This is a genomic window from Rhizobium sp. SSA_523, from assembly GCF_030435705.1.
GTDB lineage: Bacteria > Pseudomonadota > Alphaproteobacteria > Rhizobiales > Rhizobiaceae > Neorhizobium.
In genome coordinates, this window is sequence record NZ_CP129381.1 from 206,510 (window position 1) to 223,279 (window position 16,770).

16 protein-coding genes are annotated in these 16,770 nt (G+C 63.2%); 8 read left to right on the top strand and 8 right to left on the bottom strand.

Features of this window, described 5'->3' with window-relative positions; translation table 11 throughout:
* Window positions 1-24: 24 nt before the first annotated feature.
* The 7 genes from QTJ18_RS02355 (at window position 25) to QTJ18_RS02385 (ending at window position 7,225) form a co-directional block, all read left to right on the top strand.
* Entirely contained in the window at window positions 25-993 is a 969-nt protein-coding gene (locus QTJ18_RS02355) for an ABC transporter permease (RefSeq protein ID WP_252752429.1), read from the top strand.
* A 1-nt stretch (window position 994) separates the two neighbouring features.
* Window positions 995-2,086 carry a phosphotriesterase family protein gene (locus QTJ18_RS02360; protein ID WP_252752227.1) on the top strand — a complete coding sequence of 364 codons (1,092 nt, stop codon included), beginning with the start codon at window positions 995-997 and terminating at the stop codon, window positions 2,084-2,086.
* Window positions 2,087-2,112: 26 nt separating this feature from the next.
* Window positions 2,113-2,877: a glutamine amidotransferase gene (locus QTJ18_RS02365; RefSeq protein WP_252752226.1), complete on the top strand. Its 765-nt coding sequence runs from the start codon at window positions 2,113-2,115 to the stop codon at window positions 2,875-2,877.
* 9 nt (window positions 2,878-2,886) lie between these two features.
* Window positions 2,887-3,828 carry a PfkB family carbohydrate kinase gene (locus QTJ18_RS02370; protein ID WP_252752225.1) on the top strand — a complete coding sequence of 314 codons (942 nt, stop codon included), beginning with the start codon at window positions 2,887-2,889 and terminating at the stop codon, window positions 3,826-3,828.
* Between the two features lie 5 nt (window positions 3,829-3,833).
* Entirely contained in the window at window positions 3,834-4,667 is an 834-nt protein-coding gene (locus QTJ18_RS02375) for a BtpA/SgcQ family protein (protein ID WP_252752224.1), read from the top strand.
* A complete protein-coding gene (locus QTJ18_RS02380) occupies window positions 4,664-5,938 on the top strand; it encodes a Zn-dependent hydrolase (RefSeq protein ID WP_252752223.1) in 1,275 nt (424 codons plus the stop codon). The genes QTJ18_RS02375 and QTJ18_RS02380 overlap by 4 nt, the downstream gene beginning before the upstream one ends.
* A gap of 171 nt (window positions 5,939-6,109) precedes the next feature.
* Window positions 6,110-7,225 (top strand): extracellular catalytic domain type 1 short-chain-length polyhydroxyalkanoate depolymerase, encoded by a 1,116-nt coding sequence (locus QTJ18_RS02385; protein ID WP_252752222.1) that lies wholly within the window; start codon window positions 6,110-6,112, stop codon window positions 7,223-7,225.
* Window positions 7,226-7,265: 40 nt separating this feature from the next.
* Here the strand turns inward: QTJ18_RS02385 and mnhG are convergent, their stop codons facing one another.
* From mnhG to QTJ18_RS02415, 6 genes are read right to left on the bottom strand one after another with little or no spacing between them, the layout of a single operon-like run.
* Window positions 7,266-7,619 carry a monovalent cation/H(+) antiporter subunit G gene (gene mnhG, locus QTJ18_RS02390; RefSeq protein WP_489667190.1) on the bottom strand — a complete coding sequence of 118 codons (354 nt, stop codon included), beginning with the start codon at window positions 7,617-7,619 and terminating at the stop codon, window positions 7,266-7,268.
* Window positions 7,616-7,897 carry a K+/H+ antiporter subunit F gene (locus QTJ18_RS02395; RefSeq protein WP_252752221.1) on the bottom strand — a complete coding sequence of 94 codons (282 nt, stop codon included), beginning with the start codon at window positions 7,895-7,897 and terminating at the stop codon, window positions 7,616-7,618. The genes mnhG and QTJ18_RS02395 overlap by 4 nt, the downstream gene beginning before the upstream one ends.
* Window positions 7,894-8,370, bottom strand: a complete 477-nt coding sequence (locus QTJ18_RS02400; RefSeq protein ID WP_252752427.1) for a Na+/H+ antiporter subunit E — start codon at window positions 8,368-8,370, stop codon at window positions 7,894-7,896. Before QTJ18_RS02400 ends, QTJ18_RS02395 begins: the two co-directional genes overlap by 4 nt.
* A 2-nt stretch (window positions 8,371-8,372) precedes the next feature.
* Window positions 8,373-10,010 carry a monovalent cation/H+ antiporter subunit D gene (locus QTJ18_RS02405; RefSeq protein ID WP_252752220.1) on the bottom strand — a complete coding sequence of 546 codons (1,638 nt, stop codon included), beginning with the start codon at window positions 10,008-10,010 and terminating at the stop codon, window positions 8,373-8,375.
* Window positions 10,007-10,345, bottom strand: a complete 339-nt coding sequence (locus QTJ18_RS02410) for a Na+/H+ antiporter subunit C (RefSeq protein WP_252752219.1) — start codon at window positions 10,343-10,345, stop codon at window positions 10,007-10,009. The genes QTJ18_RS02405 and QTJ18_RS02410 overlap by 4 nt, the downstream gene beginning before the upstream one ends.
* A complete protein-coding gene (locus QTJ18_RS02415; RefSeq protein ID WP_252752426.1) occupies window positions 10,345-13,266 on the bottom strand; it encodes a monovalent cation/H+ antiporter subunit A in 2,922 nt (973 codons plus the stop codon). The genes QTJ18_RS02410 and QTJ18_RS02415 overlap by 1 nt, the downstream gene beginning before the upstream one ends.
* Before the next feature lie 90 nt (window positions 13,267-13,356).
* Here QTJ18_RS02415 and QTJ18_RS02420 point away from each other — a divergent pair, with 90 nt between their 5' ends.
* Window positions 13,357-13,656, top strand: a complete 300-nt coding sequence (locus tag QTJ18_RS02420) for a helix-turn-helix transcriptional regulator (RefSeq protein WP_252752218.1) — start codon at window positions 13,357-13,359, stop codon at window positions 13,654-13,656.
* Window positions 13,657-13,754: 98 nt separating this feature from the next.
* Here the strand turns inward: QTJ18_RS02420 and secD are convergent, their stop codons facing one another.
* The gene (gene secD / locus QTJ18_RS02425; protein ID WP_252752217.1) at window positions 13,755-16,283 is read right to left on the bottom strand and encodes a protein translocase subunit SecD; all 2,529 of its coding nucleotides are present in this window, start codon (window positions 16,281-16,283) and stop codon (window positions 13,755-13,757) included.
* A gap of 93 nt (window positions 16,284-16,376) precedes the next feature.
* Complete coding sequence (locus QTJ18_RS02430) at window positions 16,377-16,763, bottom strand: hypothetical protein (RefSeq protein WP_301557757.1); 387 nt, start codon at window positions 16,761-16,763, stop codon at window positions 16,377-16,379.
* Between the last annotated feature and the right edge of the window lie 7 nt (window positions 16,764-16,770).

The following is a 16,770-nucleotide window of genomic DNA, read 5'->3' on the forward strand; positions in this document are numbered from 1 at the left end:
GCCTATGCCGGCCACGCGCCGCGGATGCGCCAGGCGACCCTTCTCGACAAGATTATCGCCAATGGCGGCGTGATGTCGATCGCGCTGTTCTTCGTCGTCTGCTGCCTGTTCTTCTCGGTCACGACCAGCGCCTTTTTCTCGACGCCGAACCTGCTCAACATCATTCGACAGTCCGCGCCGCTGTTGATCGTTGCCGCCGCCATGACCTTCGTGATCACAACGGGAGGCATCGATCTTTCCGTCGGCTCCGTGCTGGCGCTGACGGCAACCCTGTCCGCTGCGGCCCTGCAGGCCGGCATACCCTGGCCGGCGGCGATCCTCCTGATGCTGCTGCTCGGCGCCCTGGTCGGTGCCATCCAGGGCTATTTCATCGCCTATGAGCGCATTCCGGCCTTCATCGTCACGCTCGCCGGATTGTCCGTCATACGCGGCTTCGCTCTCCTGATCACCGGCGGATATTCCATTCCCATCGAACCGACCAATCCCTTCGTATCGATCGGTCGCGCCTGGGTCTTCGGTGTTCCGGCGCCGGCACTGATCGCAATCGTGGTTCTGGTCATCGCCTATATCGTGTTCAACGAAACGCATCTCGGCCGCTATGTCACGGGCGTGGGTGCCAACAATGAAGCGACGCGCCGCGCCGGCGTCGATACGAGGCGCATCATCCTGTGGGTCTATGTCCTCTCCGGCACCTCGGCGGCCGCGGCCGGGATCATCCTCGCGGCCCGCCTCGGCTCCGGCTCCTCCAATGCCGGGCAAGGTTTCGAACTGGATGTCATTGCGGCCGTGGTTCTGGGCGGCACCAGCCTATTCGGCGGCCGTGGATCGCTGACGGGCACAATTCTCGGGGCGCTCACCGTCGCTGTGCTGGCGAATGGATTGATCCTCTCGCATCTGTCGCCATTCTTCACGCCGATCGTGACCGGTCTGATCATCCTGGTGGCCATCTGGCTCAACTTCCGCCTCTTCCGGGGCGGCGCGAGAGGTCGCTGAAATGCTCGATCATCTGTTTGCCGACAAGCCCCGGCAGCGCCAGCCGATCGGCGTTCGATCGGGATGCGCCATGACCGTGACGGGTCCGGTTGCGGTGGATGATCTCGGCGTGACGCTGATGCACGAGCATATCTTCCTCGACGGCGCCAGCAGCTGGATCTGCCCCTGCCATCCGGACGAGAAGGCTATTGCCGAGCAGAAGGTGACGATCGACATCATCGGCGAGCTGCGCATGAACCCTTACATGAACCACGACAATGTCTCACTGGACGATGGCGATCTTGCGCTCAGCGAGCTCAGCCGGTTCCAGGCGCTTGGCGGCTGCACCGTGGTGGAAACGACCAATTTCGGCATCGGCCGCGATGCCGAGGGTCTGGCCCGGATCGCGCGAATGTCCGGACTTCGCATCGTCATGGGCACGGGCTTCTATCTTGAGCACACCCATCCCGATTGGCTGAAGGCGATGGATGTCGATGCTGTGACGGAATTCATCGTCAACGATGTCGGCGGGGGCGATACGCAGCCCGAAATCATGGTCGGCATTATCGGCGAGGTGGGTGTCAGCCGGCATTTCACTGCGGAAGAGGAAAAATCGCTTCGGGCCTCGGCGCGCGCTTCGCGCCTGACCGGGCTGCCGCTCTCCATCCATCTGCCGGGCTGGGAGCGGCTGGCGCATCGTGTGCTCGATGTCGTCGAAGAGGAGGGGGCGGATCTGCGCCACACCGTTCTCTGCCACATGAACCCCAGCCATAACGACCTCGACTACCAGACAGCGCTCGCACGTCGTGGCGCCTTCCTCGAATATGACATGATCGGCATGGACTATTACTATGCCGATCAGGATGCACAGTCGCCTTCCGACGAAGAGAATGCCCGGGCCATTGCGGCGCTTGTCGAGCGCGGCTTCGCCGACCGGCTGCTTTTGTCGCAGGACGTGTTCCTGAAGATCATGCTCACGCGCTATGGCGGCTTCGGCTACGGCTATATCCTCAAGCATTTCCTGCCGCGCCTGAAGCGTCACGGCGTCGAACAGGCCGCCATCGACCAGATGCTGGTCGACAATCCAAAATCCGTCTTTTCCGCCGGCTGCTGAGCACCGGTATCCTTCAAGGAGTTTCCATGACCAAGAAGAAAGTGCTGCTGGCCGGGGAATCCTGGGTTTCCACGGCAACCCATATCAAGGGTTTCGACCAGTTTCCCACTGTCACCTATCACACCGGCGCCGATGAACTTCTAAGGGCGCTGAAGGACAGCCCCTTCGACGTGACCTTCATGCCGGCCCATGAGGCGCAGCGGGATTTCCCCTCGACCCTGGAAGGCCTGCAGGCCTATGACGCTGTCATCCTGTCGGATATCGGCGCCAACACGCTCCTCCTGCATCCGGACACCTGGATCCATTCGCGCAGGACCCCAAACCGGCTGAAGCTCATCAAGGACTACGTCGAAAAGGGCGGCGCACTCCTGATGTTCGGCGGCTATTATTCCTTCCAGGGCATCAATGGCGGCGCGCGGTACCGCAACACGCCTGTCGAGGAGGTCTTGCCCGTTTCCTGCCTGCCGGTGGACGACCGCGTCGAGGTTCCGGAGGGATTCACGCCCGTCATCACCGGCAATGCAGGCCATCCGATCCTGAGCGGTCTGCCGGGCGAGTTTCCGTACCTGCTCGGCTTCAACGAGGTGACGCTGAAAGACGGCGCGGAACTGCTGATGAGCGTCTCGACCGAGTATCGCTCCCTGCCGCTCCTGGTGACCGGCACCTACGGCAAAGGCCGCACCGTGGTGTGGACCTCGGATGTCGGCCCGCACTGGCTGCCGCCGGAATTCATCGCCTGGCATGGTTACGGCCCGCTGTTTCAACAAATGCTCACCTGGGCCACGGACTGATTGTCATCCATGACCGTTCACGTTGTCGGCAATGTCTGCGTTGACACCGCTTTTCGCCTGGAGCGCCTGCCGTGTCCGGGGGAAACCCTGAATGCCATCGCCACCACCGAAGGTCTGGGCGGCAAAGGCGCAAATCAGGCGGTGGCCGCCGCGCGCGCCGGTGCCAGCGTCACCTTCTGGGGAGCGGTTGGCAAAGATGCGGCCGCCGACAGGATGCTGGCGCTTCTGTCGGCGGAGCTTTCCGATGTGAAGCTGTCGCGGTTCGACCTGCCGAGCGACCATTCCGTGATCCTGGTCGATGGCAAGGGAGAAAATCTCATCGTGACCGCAGCGGCCTGCGCCTTCGCCTTCCATCCGTCCGCCGAAGGCGTGCTGGCGAGAACGTGGAAGAGCGGTGACTGCCTTCTGATGCAGGGGAATCTCTGCGTCGAAGAGACAGCCTCCTGCCTGCTGCAGGCGCGGGCAGCGGGGCTGTTTACCATCCTCAATCCGAGCCCGCTGCCGCCATCCACTCTGGACCTTTCGGCGGTCTCTCTGCTGATCGCCAACCGGCTGGAGGCGGAAGCCCTGGCCGGCACGAGCGATCCGGCTGCGGCGGCCGAGCGGCTCTCTGCCATGGGCGCGGGCCAGGTCGTGATCACCCTTGGCGGAGAGGGCGCGCTGGTGCATGACGGTGAACGCTGCTTTGCGGTGGACGCTTCCAGGGTTGACGTGATCGACACCAGCGGAGCCGGCGACTGTTTTGCCGGCGTACTTTCTGGTGCATTGGCCGGTACATTGGCCGGTACATTAGCCGGTCAGCACCGCGGCGCCATGCCGCTCGAACGGGCGGTACGACTTGCAACAGCGGCGGCAGGTCTTTCTGTCGGCCGTCTCGGCACGCTTGCCGCCATTCCCACCGGGGCGGAAATCTCCGCCCTTGCCCTATCCCAGACATCGGACACTGCGTGAACGCCATGAGCAAACCCATCGGACGCCAGGATAATGCGATCTTGAAGACCCTCTTCGGCCGGGACAAACCCATCATCGGCGTCGTGCATCTCATGCCTCTGCCGGGTGCACCGCGCTATGACGATGAAGGCGTGGCAGCCATCTACGATCGTGGTCTGTCGGACGCCAAGGCCTATCTATCGGGCGGCTGCGATGCGGTGATCATTGAAAACCATGGGGACGTTCCCTTTTCAAAGCCGGACGATATCGGCCACGAAACCACCGCCCATATGGCGGTTATCGCCGATCGCATCCGCCGTGAACTGGGCCGGCCCATCGGCATCAATGTGCTCGCCAATGCCGCCATTCCCGCTCTGGCGATCGCCTCCGCCGCCTCCGCCGCCTTCATCCGCGTCAATCAATGGGCCAATGCCTATGTCGCCAATGAAGGCATTGTCGAGGGCGAATCGGCCCGCGCCATGCGCTACCGCGCCCATCTGCGGGCCAGGGGGATCCGCATCTTCGCCGACGCACATGTCAAGCACGGCGCCCATGCGATCGTCGGCGACCGGCCGGTCGAGGAACAGGTGAAGGATCTCGTCTTCTTCGACGCCAATGTCGTCATCGCCACCGGCCAGCGAACCGGACATGCGGCCGATCTGGAATATATCCGGATGATCAAGGAGGCGGCGTCGCTGCCCACCCTCGTCGGCAGCGGCGTGACTGACGAGAATGCAAACGACATCCTGTCCGTCGCGGACGGCGTCATCATTGCAAGCGCGCTGAAATATGACGGGGTCTGGTGGAATGCCGTCGAGCCGGAGCGGGTCACGCGTTTCATTGCAGGCCTTGATCGATGAGCCGCGCGCCGCAGGTTGACGGCGCCCGCCTGCTGCGGTCTCTGGCGGAGTTCGCGAAGATCGGCGCCACGCCTGCCGGTGGGGTGAACCGCCAGGCCCTGACGCCGGAGGATCGGGCGGCACGGCGACTTCTGGCTGAACGGGCGCTGGCCCGCGGTTTCTCGCTCCATCAGGACGCGGCGGCCAATCTTTTCATTCGGCGCGAGGGGTATGATGCGAGCTTGTCGCCGGTGCTGATCGGCAGCCATCTTGACAGCCAGCCGACGGGCGGGCGCTTCGATGGTGCGCTCGGCACGCTCAGCGCCTTTGAGGCATTGGAGGCGCTGGCGGATGCGCAGCACCCCACGCGGCGCGCGGTGGAAGTGGTGGCCTTCACCAATGAAGAGGGCAGCCGCTTTGCGCCGGGCTGCATGGGGTCCATGGCCTTTGCCGGCGCCGGTTCGGTCAGCGATTGGCGCTCGGCATCGGCCCCCGACGGCAAGCGTCTGGAAAATGAGCTCGCCGCGACATTGTCGGCGCTGCCCGAGGCCCGGTTACGGGAGCGGCAGCCGCCCCTCTTCGCCTTCGTCGAGCTGCATATCGAGCAAGGCCCGATCCTCGAACGCGAAGCTGTGCCGATCGGGGTGGTGACGGGCGTGCAGGGAACGAGATGGCTCGAAGTCGCCTTTACCGGCGATGCGGCCCATGCCGGCACGACGCCGCGAGAGTTCCGCAAGGATGCCATGGCCGCCGCCGCCTCTGCTATCGCCGTCCTGCAGGCTGAAATCATGCCGGTCGATCCACAGGCGCGGCTGACGGTCGGGCGTCTCGCGGTCGAACCGGGTTCGATCAATGTCGTCGCAAGCCATGTCACTTTCACGGTCGATATCCGCCATCCGGATCCGATGGCCCTGGCAGAGCTGGAAAGCCGCGTCCGGCGCGTCTGCGCCCAGTCAGGCGAGACATGGGGATGCGGCCTTGCAATCGAGCGGCGTCTCGATATGGCTCCCGGCCAGTTCGCTCCATCCATCACCCGGACAATCGAGGCCGCCTGTGACCGGCTGGGCATTGCCAGCCGCAGGATGATTTCCGGTGCCTTTCACGATGCTTTGTTCATCAGCCGTGTCGCGCCGAGCGCCATGATCTTCGTGCCGTGCCTCAACGGCATCAGTCATAACGAGGCGGAATTCGTGTCTGACGAGCATGTCGTCCTGGGCGCCCGCGCAATGCTGCAGGTGGTTCTCGATCTGGCCGATCGGCGGGAAGTGTCGCTCGCCGACCACCAAGGCTGAAGGCCGGACCACGCGTCGAAATCTGCAGCCAGAATGGGCGCCTGCCAGGTTCCGGAAGGCTTGCACCTTGCAAGCGCAGGCCCGACCCTCCACATTGTTTGTGCAGTGCAGCAACATATCGGCCCACCGGCGCGTTAATGTGTGCGGCGCGGCAATTCAAAGGATAATGCGATGCGATCGATGTCTGATACCCTGGCGCGCCTGTCGAAGTTGCGCGGCATGCACGGCAATAGCTGGCCGTCATCATCGACACCCTCATCGACACAATCGTCGCTTGCCGAGCTTGCCGACTTCGGCTCCAATCCCGCAGGCCTGGAGGCAAGGCTATTTGTGCCGACGCAACGGCAGCAAAGAGCCGGTCTGGTGGTCGTGCTTCACGGCTGCACGCAAAATGCGGCGGCCTATGACCACGGCTCGGGCTGGTCAAAGCTCGCGGAAGATTATGGTTTCGTCGTTCTCTATCCCCAGCAGACACGGCAGAACAATGCCAATACGTGCTTCAACTGGTTCGTTCCCGGCCAGATACGCCGCGATGAGGGCGAAGCCTTGTCGATCCGCCAGATGATCGATGCCGCGGTGAAGCGGCACGATATTGATCCGTCGCGGATTTTCGTGACCGGCCTCTCGGCTGGCGGCGCCATGGCCAATGTCATGCTCGCGACCTATCCGGAAGTTTTTGCCGGCGGCTCGATCATTGCGGGCCTCCCCTATGGCTGTGCCGGAACGGTGCCGGAAGCCTTTGACCGGATGCGCGGCCATGGCCTGCCAAAGCCGGCAAGTCTGCAGGCGCAGCTTCGCCAGGCCTCCCGGCACAAGGGCCCCTGGCCGACCATTTCGGTCTTTCATGGAGCGGACGACAAGACGGTCGTGCCGGCAAACGGCGATTCGATCGTGACGCAGTGGCAGGGCGTGCATGAGATCCGGCCGGGCGAGGCCACCGTCGAGCTGCGGGATGGCCACCGCATGTCCTCATGGAAGAACAGTGACGGCATGGTGGTCGTCGAACAGATCGTCGTCGCCGGCATGGGGCATGGAACGCCGATCGATCCCGCCGAAGGTTACGGACACAGCGCCCCTTACATGCTCGATGTCGGACTGTCCTCCACGCTCCATTGCGCGCGATCCTGGGGCTTGATGCCGTCTTTCGACAAGCGCAGCCGCAAATCTCCCGACAGGGCGCCGGATGTGCATGCGTCGGCTGCGACAGACGATTTGCCGCCTGCACAAGGCAACGGGATCCAGAAAATCATCGAGGATGCGCTGCGGTCGGCGGGGTTGATGAAGTGACCGCCCGGATCGAACGGATGAAAATGTGGAAAGCGAACCACTAGTCGCTCGCCTTCTCCGGCACATCGGGATTCTGCTCCGCCCTGTCGCGGTGTAGTGCTGCACGCGCCAGCAGCATGAAAGTCACCGGCGTGGTCACCGTCACGAAAAGGCCGATAAGGATTTCGTGCAGCACCAGACGGTCGGCGGTGACCGAGAAATACAGGATGGAGGCGAGCATGATGGCGCCGACACCCCAGCTGGTGCCGAGCGTGGGGGCATGCAGCCGCTCATAGAAGCTTGGCAGCCGCAGAAAGCCGATCGTCCCGATCAGGTTCAGGGCGGCGCCCAGCAGCAGGAAGATCGACACTACGATGGCCGCCCAGAGCGGCATGTCGGAAACAGGCTGCATCATTCGATCACCTCGCCACGCATCAGGAATTTTGCCAAGGCGACCGTCGCTACGAAGCCCAGCAGGCCAATCACCAGCGCCGCCTCGAAATAGATGGTGCGGCCCGTGCCGATGCCGAACGTCACCAGCAGAAGCATGGCGCAGATATAGATCGTGTCGAGAGCGATGATGCGGTCCTGCGCCCGCGGGCCGATGAAGATCCGCACGGATGCCAGGGCCATGGCCAGCGCCAGCATGAGCTGGGCCAGCGAGATGGCGGTGAACAGAATGATCGCACTCATGCGAAGATCTCCATCAACAAGACCTCGTAACGTTGCTTGATGGTCGCGGTCCATTGCTCCTGGTCAACGAGATCGAGGACATGGATCAGCACTGTCTTGTCGCGGCTGTCATATTCGAGCCAGGCGGAGCCGGGCGTGCTGGTGAGGATGACCGCGAGAATGGCGAGTGCCGTCGGATCCTCGATCTTCAAGGGCAAAAGCAGGAAACCGGATGTATGGCGGCGGCGCTTCCCCTTCAGGATCAGGACGGCGACGGCAAGATTGGACCGGGCGATGTCGAGGAAGACGATCACGAAAAGCTTGGGCAGAAGATACCATTTCTTCAGCCTGGGCTTGTCTGGCCTCAGGGCCGCCTGCGCCCAGCCGGCGAAGACGGCCACCATGGAGCCGAGGACGACATGGCCGAGGCTGATGCCGCTGAGCAGCAGCCACAGGATCAGCAGGCAGGCGGAGAGGATGGGATAAGGCAGCATCATCAGCTTCCTCTTCCGGCGGTGTCAGGCGTCTCGGCCGGCGTCCAGCCTTCGACGATCGTCGCGTTGCGGACGGCATCGATATAGGTAGCAGGCGAGGACAAGGTGCGGATGGTGGTATCCATGTAGCGCATGGCGGGTCCTGCCTGGATGGTGAGCGCAAGCGTCAACAGCAGGAGGAACATGATCGGTACGAGCTCGATGACCAGCACCCGTGGAACGGTGCCCTCCAGCGAACTCCAGAAGGTGCGGATGCCTGCGCGCGTCATGGCGATCAGCGCCGCGACCCCGGACAGGATGACCAGCACGATCAGCGTCCAGGTCGCCGCATCGGGCGGCGTGCCGATCGCGCCGGTGCCCATCATGGCCGACAGCATTGCGAACTTGCTGATAAAACCGGAAAGCGGTGGCAGGCCGGAGAGAAGAATGCCGCAGGCGGCAAAGCAGGCACCGAGAACGGCCATAGTGCCGGGCATCGTCACGCCATCCTCCTGTTCGAGCGGCTCATCCTCGCCCTCGCCATAGGCTTCCATGGTGACGGCAATGACATTGGCGCCGGCATCCTGGCCGCGCTCGACAAGCTCGATCAGCATGAAGAATGCGCTGAGCGTCAGCGTCGAGCTGACGAGATAGAGAAGCGCGCCCGAGGAGATGACACCCTGATTGATGCCCAGCACCATCAGCATGGTTCCCGAGGAGACGAGCACCGAATAGCCGGCGAGCCGCCCCAGCGCCTGCGAGGCAAGAACGCCGACGGTGCCGAAGACAAGCGTGACGATGCCGCCGAAGAGGAGCACTGTTGAGCCGAAGCCGGCCAGCGTGCCTTCGCCGAAAAGGAGCATTGTCAGGCGCAGGATCACATAGATGCCGAGCTTGCTCAGAAGCGCGAATATGCCGGCAACCGGCGCGGCGGCAACGCTGTAGGCGGTCGGCAGCCAGAAACACAGGGGCCACATGCCGGCCTTGATCAGGAAGGCGACGCCGAGAACGCCGAAGCCGGCCTCCATCAGCATGCTGCGGTCCGGCTCGATCTGCGGTATGCGCGCCGCAAGATCGGCCATGTTGAGCGTGCCGGCCGTGCCGTAGATCAGGCTCACGCCAATCAGGAAGAACAAGGCCGCCACGAGGTTGATCGCGATGTAATGCATCCCCGCCTTGACGCGCGCCGGGCCGGAGCCGTGCAGCATGAGGCCGTAGGAGGCCGCCAGCATGACCTCGAAGAAGACGAAGAGATTGAAGAGGTCGCCGGTGAGGAAGGCCCCGTTGAGGCCGACCAGCAGCAGCTGGAACATGCTGTGGAAATGGGCGCCGACGGCATGCCAGCGCGCCAGAGAAAAGATCAATGTCGCAATGGCCAGCAGGCCCGCCAGCAGTAGCATCAGCGCCGAAAGCGGATCGAGCACCAGCACGATGCCGAAGGGCGCCGCCCAGTTGCCGAGCAGGTAGACGCCATCGAAGCTGTTGGGCGCGCTTTCGATGCGAAACAGCACGATTGCGATCGCAAGCAGGATCAGGCTCGAGAACAGGCTGATCAGCGCCTTCAGCGTGCGCTTGCGCTCGTCGAAGAAGAGCAGCAGCGCGGCTGTCGCCATCGGCAGCAGGATGGGCGCGATGATGAGATGATGGCTCCATTCGATCATGTGGTTTCGTTCCTCCCGTCCACATGATCGTTGCCGGTCAGGCCGCGCGAGGCCAGGAGCACGACGAGGAAGAGCGCCGTCGTGGCAAAGCCGATGACGATGGCGGTCAGCACCAGCGCCTGCGGCACAGGATCGGAGAGGGTCGATGGGTCGATCCCATCTTCGAGGATCGGCGGCCTGTTGCTCTTGACGCCGCCGACCCCGAAGATGAACAGGTTGACGGCGTAGGAGAGGAGCGACAATCCGACGATGACCTGATAGGTGCGCGGACGCAGGACCAGCCAGACGCCGCAGCTGGTCATAATGCCGATGGCAATGGACAGAACGAGTTCCATCAGCCTTCCTCCGCTCGTGAGGCATCAATGGCGCGCAGCCGGTTGATGCGGATAGACTGGTGGGCAAGCGCCACCAGGATGAGGACGGTCGATCCGACCACCAGGAGGAAGACGCCCAGATCGAAGAGAAGTGCCGTGGCAGCCGGGACCTTGCCGATCAATGGCAGATCGAGATAGCGCGTGTGCGAGGTGAGGAAGGGATAGCCCAGGACCCAGGCGCCGATACCGGTCGCCGTTGCCACCAAAAGCCCCGCGCCCATCCAGCGCAGCGGCAGGATGCGGATCCGGTCCTCCGCCCAGCGGGTGCCGCCGGCGAGATATTGCAGGAGAAATGCGATCGACAGGGTCAGGCCGGCCGAGAAGCCGCCGCCGGGCATGTCATGGCCGCGCATGAAGAGATAGACCGAAACGGTGAGGATGACGGGAAACAGCCATTGCATGATGACCGAGGGGATCAGGAGATAGTCCTTCACCGTATCGCCCGGCCGGCGTTCCGGCTGTTCCTCGTCGAAGCGGTTCTGGATCCGTTGCTGCTCCGGCATGTCAACGCTATCCGGCGCCGGGCGGAAGCGGCGCAGAAGGGCATAGACCGTGAGGGCCACCACGCCCAGCACGGCAATTTCGCCAAGCGTGTCGAAGCCGCGGAAATCGACCAGAATGACATTGACGACATTGCGCCCGCCGCCCTCCTGATAGGCATTGTCGAGGAAATAGGTGGCGATGGCATCGGGAACCGGCATGGTCATCACGGCAAAGGCGATGAAGGACATGCCGATACCGCAGGCGATCGCCAGAAGCAGGTCGCGAAACCGGCGGAACCGGCTGCGCAGCGTAATCACCGCGCCCAGATCCACATTGCGCTTGGGCAGCCAGCGGAGGCCGAGAAGGATGAGTACGGTGGTGACGATCTCGACCAGCAATTGCGTGATCGCAAGATCCGGCGCCGACAGCCAGACGAAGGTGACGCAGACGACCAGTCCGACGCCGCCCAGCATCACCAGGGCCGCCAGCCTGTGATATTTGGCGTAGAATGCGGCGCCGAGCGCAAGGCTTGCGCCGATGACCCACAGGACCGCAAAGGCCGGATCGACCCCGGAAAAGGCAAAGGGCCGCGGCTCGAACCCGGACAGATAGAGCGGCATCAGGCCGGCGAAGAAGCCGGATGCCACAACCCAGCGCAATTGCGGCTGAAGATTGCGGGTGCCGATGCGGCTTTCGGCAAGGCGCGCCCAGCGCCATGACACGACCACCAGCACGCGCTCGAAGATGCGCTGCCCGCGCAGCCGGCGGAAGATGGGCGGACCGTCCTCGCAGCGCGAAAGATAGCCGCGCAACATGATGTAGAGAATGATGCCGCCGACAAGCGCGATCAGGCTCATCAGCAAGGGCAGGTTGAAACCATGCCAGACGGCGAGGCTGTATTCCGGCGTATCGGCGCCGAGAACGCTTTCGACCGCGACGCTCAGGAAAGGCGCGATCGACAGCGAGGGCACGATGCCGACAATGAGACAGACCACCACCAGGAATTCGATCGGAAAGCGCATCCAGTGCGGCGGTTCATGCGGGTTTGGCTGAGGCAGGCCGACGGGCGGCGGACCAAAGAAGACGGTGTGGATGAAGCGCAGGGAATAGGTGACGCTGAAGGCGCCGGCCAGGGTCGCGACATAGGGCAGGATCGTGTCGAGCACGGAATCGGCATGCGTCTCCACCGCCTCGGCAAAGAACATCTCCTTTGACAGGAAGCCGTTCAGCAGCGGCACGCCCGCCATGGCGGCGCTGGCGACCATGGCAAGCGTGGCGGTAAAGGGCAGGTAGCGGAACAGGCCGCTCAGCTTGTGCATGTCGCGCGTGCCGGTTTCGTGGTCGATAATGCCGGCGGCCATGAACAGCGAGGCCTTGAACGTGGCGTGATTGAGCATGTGGAAGATGGCGGCCACCGTTGCCAGCGGGCTGCCCAGGCTCAAAAGTGTGGTGATGAGGCCGAGATGGCTGATCGTCGAATAGGCGAGCAGGCCTTTCAGATCGCGCTGGAACATGGCGAAATAGGCGCCGAGCAGCAGGGTCAGCATGCCGGCCAGCCCCACCAGGAAGAACCATTCATAGGTGCCCGACAAAGCCGGCCACAGGCGCACGAGAAGGAAGACCCCGGCCTTCACCATGGTGGCCGAATGCAGAAAGGCCGAGACCGGCGTGGGAGCCGCCATGGCATTGGGCAGCCAGAAATGAAAGGGAAACTGCGCGCTCTTGGTCAAGGCGCCGAGGAGGATGAAGACGAGCGCTGGCAGATAGAGCTCGTGGCTCTTGATCAGCTCGCCCGAGGCCAGAACCTTGTCGAGATCGTAGCTGCCGACGATATTGCCGAGGAGGAGCATGCCGATCAGGAGACAGAAGCCGCCAATGCCGGTGATCGTCAGCGCCATGCGTGCGCCGTCGCGCGCTGCCGGGCTGTGGTGCCAGTAGCTGATCAGCAGGAAGGAGAAGATGCTGGTCAACTCCCAGAAGATCGACAGAAGGATGAGGTTGCCCGAAACGATGATGCCGATCATCGCTCCCATGAAGGCGAGCAGGAAAGAGAAGAAGCGCGGGATGGGATCGTCGTCGCCCATGTAATAGCGGGCATAGAGCACGACCAGAAAGCCGATCGACGTCACCAGCATGGAAAAGATCCAGGCAAAGCCATCCATGCGCAAGGTGAAATTCAGGCCGAACTGGGGAAGCCATTCCGCCTCGAAGCGGATCACATTGCCGCCGGTGACGGAGAAGTAGGCAAGCGTCGTCAGCGCCAGCGTCATAAGCGTGACGGCACCGGCCACCAGGACCGGCAGATCCCTTGATGTCGTATTGAGGATCAACCCCGAAAGCAGGCTGCCCAGGAAGGGCAGCGCGGGCAGACCCACGAGAAGATAGGGTTCAAACGTTATCCCAACACCCGTATTCCTTTTAGACTCGGCACGAGAGTGCTTCTCGCGACTGAAAAACAGTCCCTAGAAATTCCCGCAGAAACCACATATATGATCAATATCGACCAATATGGGCAGCTTCGACCGATGGGTCAACCCGAGAACTCAACATTATTGACGCCGGCGCTCTGTCGCGCCGCACGCGGTTTTCTTGATTGGACGCAAGCCGATCTGGCGGACCGATCCGGCGTGTCGCGCAGCACCATTCGCGATTACGAAGGCAGCAGGCACGGTGTCCATCGGGCAACGGAAGCGCAGCTCCGTCTCGCCTTCGAACGCGCCGGCCTCGACTTTATCCGCAGCGAGGCCGACACGATCGGCGTTTATCCGGTCCGGCAGCAAGATCTGTAGAGCCGATCTCATCCCATTGGCGCTCCGTCTGCCGGTCCTGACTTCGCCACCACTGTTCGGCGACCAGATCCGACGCCCTTATGTCCCAGAGCGGGTTGTCACAGACTCTGGGAAGGCGAAGCGGCGGCCGCATTCTCTGTGCCGCGGCTAAGACGGCGGCGATTTCGCCAGTCGCCGAGGAACAGCAGGATCGGTGCGGCGATGAAGACCGAGGACGAAGCTGCGATGAAGATGCCGAACACCATCGGCACCGCAAAGCTTTCCACGGCGCTGCCGCCCCAGATCGCCATTGGCAGCATTGCCAGGAAGGCTGTGGCGGAGGTGTAGAGGCTGCGGGCCAGTGTCTCGTTGATCGACAGGTTGATCAGATCGCGGAATGGCATGGCCTTGTAGAGGCGCATGTTTTCGCGCATGCGGTCATAGACCACCACCTTGTCGTTCACCGAATAGCCCACGAGCGTCAGCAGGGCCGCGATGGCGGTGAGGTTGAAGTCCAGTCCCGTCACCGCAAAGAAACCAACAGTCTTGGTCACGTCCAGGATGAGGGTCACGATGGCGCCCACGGCGAAGGGCCACTCGAACCGCCACCAGATATAGATGAGCATTGCGAGACTGGCGAGAACCACGGACGTTATGCCGGCCGTGGCGAGCTCGCCGCTCACCTTCGGCCCCACCACTTCCGTCCGCTCGATGGTCGAGCTGGGATCGATCCGGACGATTTCGCTGCGCAGCCTCTCCACCGCCTGGGTCTGGGCGCTTTCCGGTCCCGGTTGCCGCTCGAGGCGCAGGAGGAGATGATTGCTGTCGCCGAACTCTTGCAGCGACACTTCGCCCAGGCCAAGGCCCTCCAGACCCGTCCTGAACCGGGAAAGATCCGCCGGCGCGGCGGTCGAGATCTCGATCTGTATGCCGCCCTTGAAGTCGACGCCGTAATTGAGGCCGGGCGTGACGAAGAGGATGATGGACGAGATGGAGAGTACGGCCGATATGCCGATGCCGACCAGTCTTGCCTTCATGAAATCGATCCTGGTGCCGTCGCGGATGATGTGAAGCGGCACGAGAGGTCGGATATTGATCGTCTTGAGCTTGCGCCGTCCGGCAATGGCCACCATCGCCACCCGCACGACCGAGACGGCGGTGAACATGGAAATCGCAATGCCGAGGCCCATCGTCACGGCAAAACCGCGCACCGGGCCGGAGCCGAACCAGAAGAGAAGAACGGTGGCGATGAGTGCGGTGACATTGCTGTCGATGATCGTCGAATAGGCCTTGCTGAAGCCGAGATCGATGGCGGCGAAGGCACTTCGTCCTTTGCGGCTCTCTTCGCGAATGCGCTCGTTGATGAGGACATTGGCATCCACGGCCAGTCCAATGCCGAGGACAATGCCGGCAATGCCGGGCAAGGTCAGCGTTGCACCCACCAGGCTGAGCCCCGCAAATGTCAGAACCACGTTCAGCGTCAGCGCAATCACGGCCAATATGCCCCATGCGCCGTAGAGCAGCAGAATGAAGCCGACAACCAGTGCAAAGCCGACGAGGCCGGAGGTTATCCCTCTTTCGATGGCGTCGCTGCCGAGATCGGCGCCGACGGTCCGCTCCTCGATGACCGTCAGCTTGGCCGGCAGGGCGCCGGCACGCAGCAATGCCGAGAGCGTATTGGCCTCGGAAACCGTGAATGAACCCGAGATCTGGCCGGCGCCGCCGGTGATCGGCTCCCGGATAACCGGCGCGCTGAGTACCTTGCCGTCCAGGACGATGGCAAAGGGCTTGCCGACATTCTGCTGCGTGACTGTGGCAAAGCGCGCAGCGCCTGTCTGGTCGAAGCGGAAACTGACAACCGGCTGGTTGGTCTGCGGCTCGAACGCCACCCGCGCATCGGTCAGGCGATCTCCGGAAAGAAGCACGCGATCCTCGATCGGATAGGCGCGCCCTTCGTCATCTTGCATCATCCGAACCCCCGGATCGCCCTCGCGGCCAAGCAGGTGGAAGCTCATTTTAGCGGTGGAGCCAAGCAGCGCGCGCAGGTTGGACGGATCCTGCTCACCGGGCAATTGAACAAGGACGCGATCGGCGCCGACGCGCTGGATCGTCGGCTCCGCGACGCCCACCTGGTCGACACGCTGGCGGATGATTTCGAGGCTCTGTTCCACTGCATTGCTCATGCGATAGGTGATGCCGGCCGGGGTGGGAGACAGGAGAATCTTGTCACTGCCGCTTGTGGTGACAGCAAGTTCGGCCGTGCCGGCGCCGAGGCCGGCCGGAATGGGCCCGCCAAGCTTGTTCAGCACCTCCTGGGCAGCGCCGCGCTGCGCCGGATCCGCCAGCGTGACGGTAACGGCATCTGCCTGCCGCTGAACGGCGCGCGTCTCCACGGAAGCCTCGCGCAGGCTGGTTCGTGCCTCCTGAACGAGGTTCTGCAGCCACTCGCTTTCGAGCGATGAGCGGTCCACTTCCAGGACGAGATGTGAGCCGCCGCGAAGATCAAGGCCGAGCGAGACTCTGTGGCTCGGCAGGAATGACGGCCACTGCGAAAGGGTCTTGTCGGAGAGCATGTTGGGCAGGGCCACAAGCACGCCGATGATGATGACGAGCAGATAGCTCGCCACCTTGAAGGGGGAGTTTTTCAAAATCAGGTTCCAGCATAGGGGCAGGCCGGCCTGTCGAGGGAGAGGCGGCTGCCGCGCAATTCGTCTCACCGAGCGAGGTTCGGCGTCGAGCGTTCAGACAAACGCGCGGGGCGGTGCCCGCGGCTGGAAGGCGCAGCAATCGGAAGAGGCAGAACCCTCGGCCAGACCCGCAGCGGGTCTATCGCCGGAGCCAGTGGGCAGTGGCATGCAGGATGAGGCGCAGGCCGCCAGATCGGGCGGATCGAGCGAGCGCGCCTTGCGCCTTTCGCCCGGATCGGAGGCCAGGATCTGGCGCAAACCGTCCTGCTTACTGGTGGCGCCTGCCGGAACCGCAAGGCTCGCCTGCGCAAGGGCAAGCCGGCGCTCGCCGGCCGGTTCACGCGCGCCGTCATAGGCCGACAGCAGAAGCAGCATGGCAAGGCAAAGGCTCTGCATCGCCGCGGCGACCGCAACCATCATGGCACCTTTGCCTGTATGCATCCTGTCG